Genomic DNA, 4,265 nt, shown 5'->3' with positions numbered 1-4,265 from the left:
CACTCATTCCACTTGCTGAAGATGCAATTCCACTACTGTGAGGAAATGAATTTCTTGATTTAATTACAAAATCAAAATCCTTTAAAAAAGGCACATACTGTTCTATTCTTTCAAAAAACTTTTGAATTTTCGGTTTAAAATTGTCCTTTTTTTCACCTTCAAAATAAATGTCGAAATTGCCTCCTTTTTTTGAATTAGATTTTGAATACTCTAAAGTAGTTAACGTAAAACAAGCATCTAAGGTAAAACTTATGGATGCATTTTCAGGAATTTGAGGTTCTTGTTTTCCCCAATATTTTACTAAAGCAATGTTGCTTGGAGTTTTCCAAGAAATACTTCCTTTTGATTTTTTTTCTAGGTTATAATCTTGTAAAATAAAATCTGTTTCTATCAATTCTAAAATTTTAGCAAATATACTGTTTAGTATTTAATAAAAAAGGTAAAACAAAACTAAAATTCATTCTAGCTTAAAAAAATTCAAAAACTTTATATGTTTTCTAATTTAAATAGCACTTCTTTTTTATAACTTCTGCTTATTGGTAATGCTTTTTTATTAATTTCAATAAATTCATTTGTAAAGGATTCTATTTTTGAAATTGACACAATATATGACCTATGAATCCTTAAAAACTCTTTTTGAGGCAATTTAGCTTCTATATTTGTAATTGTTTCTCGTGTTACAATAGTTTTATTTACTAAATGAATTTTAATATAATCGCTTAAACTTTCGATATAATTAATTTCAGAAAAATTTATTTTTATCATTTTTCTATCGGCACGCACAAAAATGAAATCGCTTTTTTCTTGAATGATTTCAGCTGAATTTTCAATAACTTCAATAGATTTTTCTCCTAAATATTTATTTACCGCTTGTAATAAACGCTCAAACGAAATTGGTTTCAGCAAATAATCTACAGCTTGTAAGTTAAAACCATCAACAGCATACTCTCGATAAGCCGTTGTAAAAATTACCTTAATATTTGTATTGATAGATTTTGCAAAAGACAAACCCGAAATTTCAGGCATATTAATGTCCAAAAAAATTAAATCTATGGTGTTTGAATTAAGTTGATTAAAAGCTTCAATGGCATTTTTACATGCTGCCACCACTGTAACTGCTTCAATTTTATTTAAATGATTTTCTAAAATTTCGCGTGCAACGGGTTCGTCATCAACAATAATGCATTGAATATTCTTATTCATTTTTTAAATATTTAAAATTCCTAATCGTTAATTCTACTTTAAAAGTATTTGCAGTTTGATTAGTTACTAGTGTATGAGAATTTGGATATTGCATTTCCAATCGTTTCATTATATTTTCCAACCCTATTCCTTTATTTTTTAAATGCTCCTTTAGACTTGAGTTTTCTATAGTAAAAAACAACATATCTTCTTCAGTTTTTACATCAATAGTTACAGTTAAACTTCCCTTAATAATGTCGCCATGTTTAAAAGCATTTTCAACAAATGGAATTAAAAGCATAGGAGCAATTTGAATTGTAGGGTTCTCAACTTTAATATTAGTTTCAACTGCTAAAGTATCATGAAAACGCATTTTCTCAAGAGAAACATAATCTAATAAATGATTTACTTCATCCATTAAAAGTACTTGAGGTTTTTCTATTTGATATAAAATATAATCTAATAAATTAGATAATTTTAAAATCATTTCAGGTGCTTCATCCTTCTTTTTCAGAGCAAAACCATAAATTGTATTTAACGCATTAAACAAAAAATGAGGATGAATTTGTGTTTTAAGAAACCGTAATTCCTGATCTTTTATTTGTAATTGTGTTTGTAGTATTTTATTCTTTAAATTTTCATTATTTACTATCGATTTGTAATTATGCATTACTAAACTTAGCGAAACTACAATTAAAACCACAAAATATACTCCTAAGACTATAAACGGTAATGTTTTAGTTAACGGTACTGTTTCAAACTCTTTATAACCTTCAGAATAAATTAATCCATATAGAATTGATAAAATAATTACATATACTGAAATTATAAAAGTATAAATACTGTATAAAATAAAATATTTATACTTTTTTGTTAGTAAAAAATTTGGAATTAAATAGTAAATTAAAAAGTAGCTAATTAAGATAGTTGAAGGCATTAAAAATCCTGAAAACAAGTTAACATATCTTGTATTAGAACTTCCATAGCCTAAGAAATAGGCATAAAAATAATAAATAACCAACCAAAATATTGAATGCCCAATAACGGTAAGAAAATATTTTAGAATGCTATTTTTTTTATTCATAAAGTGCAATATGCAATTAATGCTAAAGTTAAATTTATTTTAGCGATGGACACATAAAATCTTACTGCTTTTTACAAGTTTTAAACTTTTTTCTGTAAAATTCGGCTTTAATCGGTTACTTATCGTAACTTTCTTGTTAACTATCGCAATTAGAATTAATTGTTTAAATATCATATTATATTTGACATATAAATTTAAAAAATCAAAATTATGTTATTAGCGCTACAAAGCATTAGGCCTTTTATTGCAAACTCAATTTTAACTAGATTAAATGAGGGAGGACCATTATTCATGTACACCACTCTTCTAATTTTAATTGTAATTATTATTCTATTAATTAGAGGCCTTTTAAAACCTGCTGCACGAGATAAAACCATTACTTTAGTTAGCTCTATAAGTTTATTTGTACTTGTTTGGGGCTTTTTAGGTCAAATGTTAGGTTTGATTGGTGCATTTGATGCAATTGAAGCTGCAGGTGATATCTCTCCATCAGTTTTAGCGGGAGGTCTAAAAATTGCAATACTTTCACCGTTGTTTGGAATGATTGTTTTCTTAATTGCCCGCATTGGAATTATAATTTTAAACGTATTAAAAAAGTAAAAATATTCCTATTTAGATTTAATATTAAATTGAAGGACATTACAAAACTTCACTTTTTTCAATTATAATTGTAACACTTTACACAACTTGTTACAGTTAATTATATGCTACTAATAAAAAAATCAAAAATGATTGCAAAACTTACTAAAGGAATAATGATTATTTTTATTTCAATAACTCAAATTCAAGCTCAAATAAATTCTTCAGCAATAAAAGATAGTATTTTCTCAAACACTTTTAATCAACACAAAAACTTTTGGGTTCAATTACCAGAAAATTACAATCCGAATAGTTCAGAGAAATATCCAGTTATCTATATTTTAGATGGGGGAGTAATGTTAAATACTTTAGAAACAGTTTACAATAATTATTGGGGACATTATTTACCTCACATGATTTTGGTTGGAATTTCTAACCAAACAAATAGAACTAGAGATTTAACAACTTCACAAATAAAAATGCGCCGTGGTTCAGAATTTGATCAAGATACCGGTGGAGCAGATAAATTTACTGAATATATTACTTCGGAATTAATTCCTTATGTTGATAAAACCTACCCAACAACTTCCTACAGAACATTAATTGGGCATTCCTACGCAGGCTTGTTCACTGTAAATATGCTCATTAATCATGGCTCATTTTTCAAAAATTATATTGCCATTGACCCAAGTTTAGATTGGGATAATCAAAAATTATTAAAACAGGCAAAAGAAAAACTGACTTCTGAAAATTTTAAGGGAAAATCGCTCTTTATTTCTATGGCAGCAGAACAACTACATATGATGGATGAAAGTGTAACTGTTAATAATTTAATGGAAAACACTTCAGAATTTACCTTGTTTCCACGTTCAATTATGGAGTTTTCAAACTTTGCTGAGTCACATAAAGAAAGTGGCTTAAATTTTTCCTGGAAAATATATCCTGAAGATTTGCACGGAACTGTTCCTTTACCATCAATAAGAGATGGTTTGGTTAATATATTTAAATGGTTTCAATTTAAAAATCCACCTAAATATAACAATCCTGAAACTACTGTTGCCGAATTAACCAAATTATTAAATAATCAAGCCAAAATTTATTTAGAAAATTTTGGATATTCAGTTCCTCCAATGGTGGAAGAACTATTTAACGGTTATGGTTATATGAATTTGCAAATGGGAGCGCCAGAAAAAGCCAAATTATTTTTTGAAATGGGTGTAAAATATTATCCAAAAAGTGCAAATTCATTTGATTCTTTAGCTGAGTATTATGAAACTGTTGAAGATTTTCCAAATGCTTTAAAAAACATAAAAAAGGCATTTGAACTAAGCGGAAATGACACTCATAAAAAAAGAATTATTGAAATTCAATCTAAATTGTAACCACTTCGTTAATTTATAAGTCTTTTTTGCTATTTTTG

The 4,265-nt window shown here is 26.9% G+C and carries 4 protein-coding genes and 1 pseudogene; 2 read left to right on the top strand and 3 right to left on the bottom strand.

Going from position 1 to position 4,265, the window contains the following annotated elements; genetic code table 11:
- The 3 genes and pseudogenes from AB1Z17_RS07155 to AB1Z17_RS07145 form a co-directional block, all read right to left on the bottom strand.
- Positions 1-394 (bottom strand): annotated as a pseudogene (locus AB1Z17_RS07155) (diphosphomevalonate decarboxylase); the annotation flags it as partial.
- Between the two features lie 92 nt (positions 395-486).
- Positions 487-1,203, bottom strand: a complete 717-nt coding sequence (locus AB1Z17_RS07150) for a LytR/AlgR family response regulator transcription factor (protein ID WP_368051114.1) — start codon at positions 1,201-1,203, stop codon at positions 487-489.
- The gene (locus AB1Z17_RS07145) at positions 1,196-2,266 is read right to left on the bottom strand and encodes a sensor histidine kinase (RefSeq protein WP_368051113.1); all 1,071 of its coding nucleotides are present in this window, start codon (positions 2,264-2,266) and stop codon (positions 1,196-1,198) included. The genes AB1Z17_RS07150 and AB1Z17_RS07145 overlap by 8 nt, the downstream gene beginning before the upstream one ends.
- A 210-nt stretch (positions 2,267-2,476) precedes the next feature.
- Here AB1Z17_RS07145 and AB1Z17_RS07140 point away from each other — a divergent pair, with 210 nt between their 5' ends.
- Together AB1Z17_RS07140 and AB1Z17_RS07135 are read left to right on the top strand one after the other, a co-directional pair.
- Complete coding sequence (locus AB1Z17_RS07140) at positions 2,477-2,866, top strand: MotA/TolQ/ExbB proton channel family protein (RefSeq protein WP_368051112.1); 390 nt, start codon at positions 2,477-2,479, stop codon at positions 2,864-2,866.
- A gap of 128 nt (positions 2,867-2,994) precedes the next feature.
- The gene (locus tag AB1Z17_RS07135; protein WP_368051111.1) at positions 2,995-4,227 is read left to right on the top strand and encodes an alpha/beta hydrolase-fold protein; all 1,233 of its coding nucleotides are present in this window, start codon (positions 2,995-2,997) and stop codon (positions 4,225-4,227) included.
- Positions 4,228-4,265 lie beyond the last annotated feature (38 nt).

It is taken from the genome of Lutibacter sp. (assembly GCF_040883305.1).
In the GTDB taxonomy this organism is placed as follows: Bacteria; Bacteroidota; Bacteroidia; order Flavobacteriales; family Flavobacteriaceae; genus Lutibacter.
Note: the sequence above shows the minus strand (reverse complement) of the source record. Positions and strands in the feature narration are given on the sequence as shown.

Coding starts and splice junctions, on each gene's coding strand:
- AB1Z17_RS07150 (WP_368051114.1), bottom strand. CDS start 1,203: ATGAATAAGAATATTCAATGCATTATTGTTGATGACGAACCCGTTGCA.
- AB1Z17_RS07135 (WP_368051111.1), top strand. CDS start 2,995: ATGATTGCAAAACTTACTAAAGGAATAATGATTATTTTTATTTCAATA.
- AB1Z17_RS07145 (WP_368051113.1), bottom strand. CDS start 2,266: ATGAATAAAAAAAATAGCATTCTAAAATATTTTCTTACCGTTATTGGG.
- AB1Z17_RS07140 (WP_368051112.1), top strand. CDS start 2,477: ATGTTATTAGCGCTACAAAGCATTAGGCCTTTTATTGCAAACTCAATT.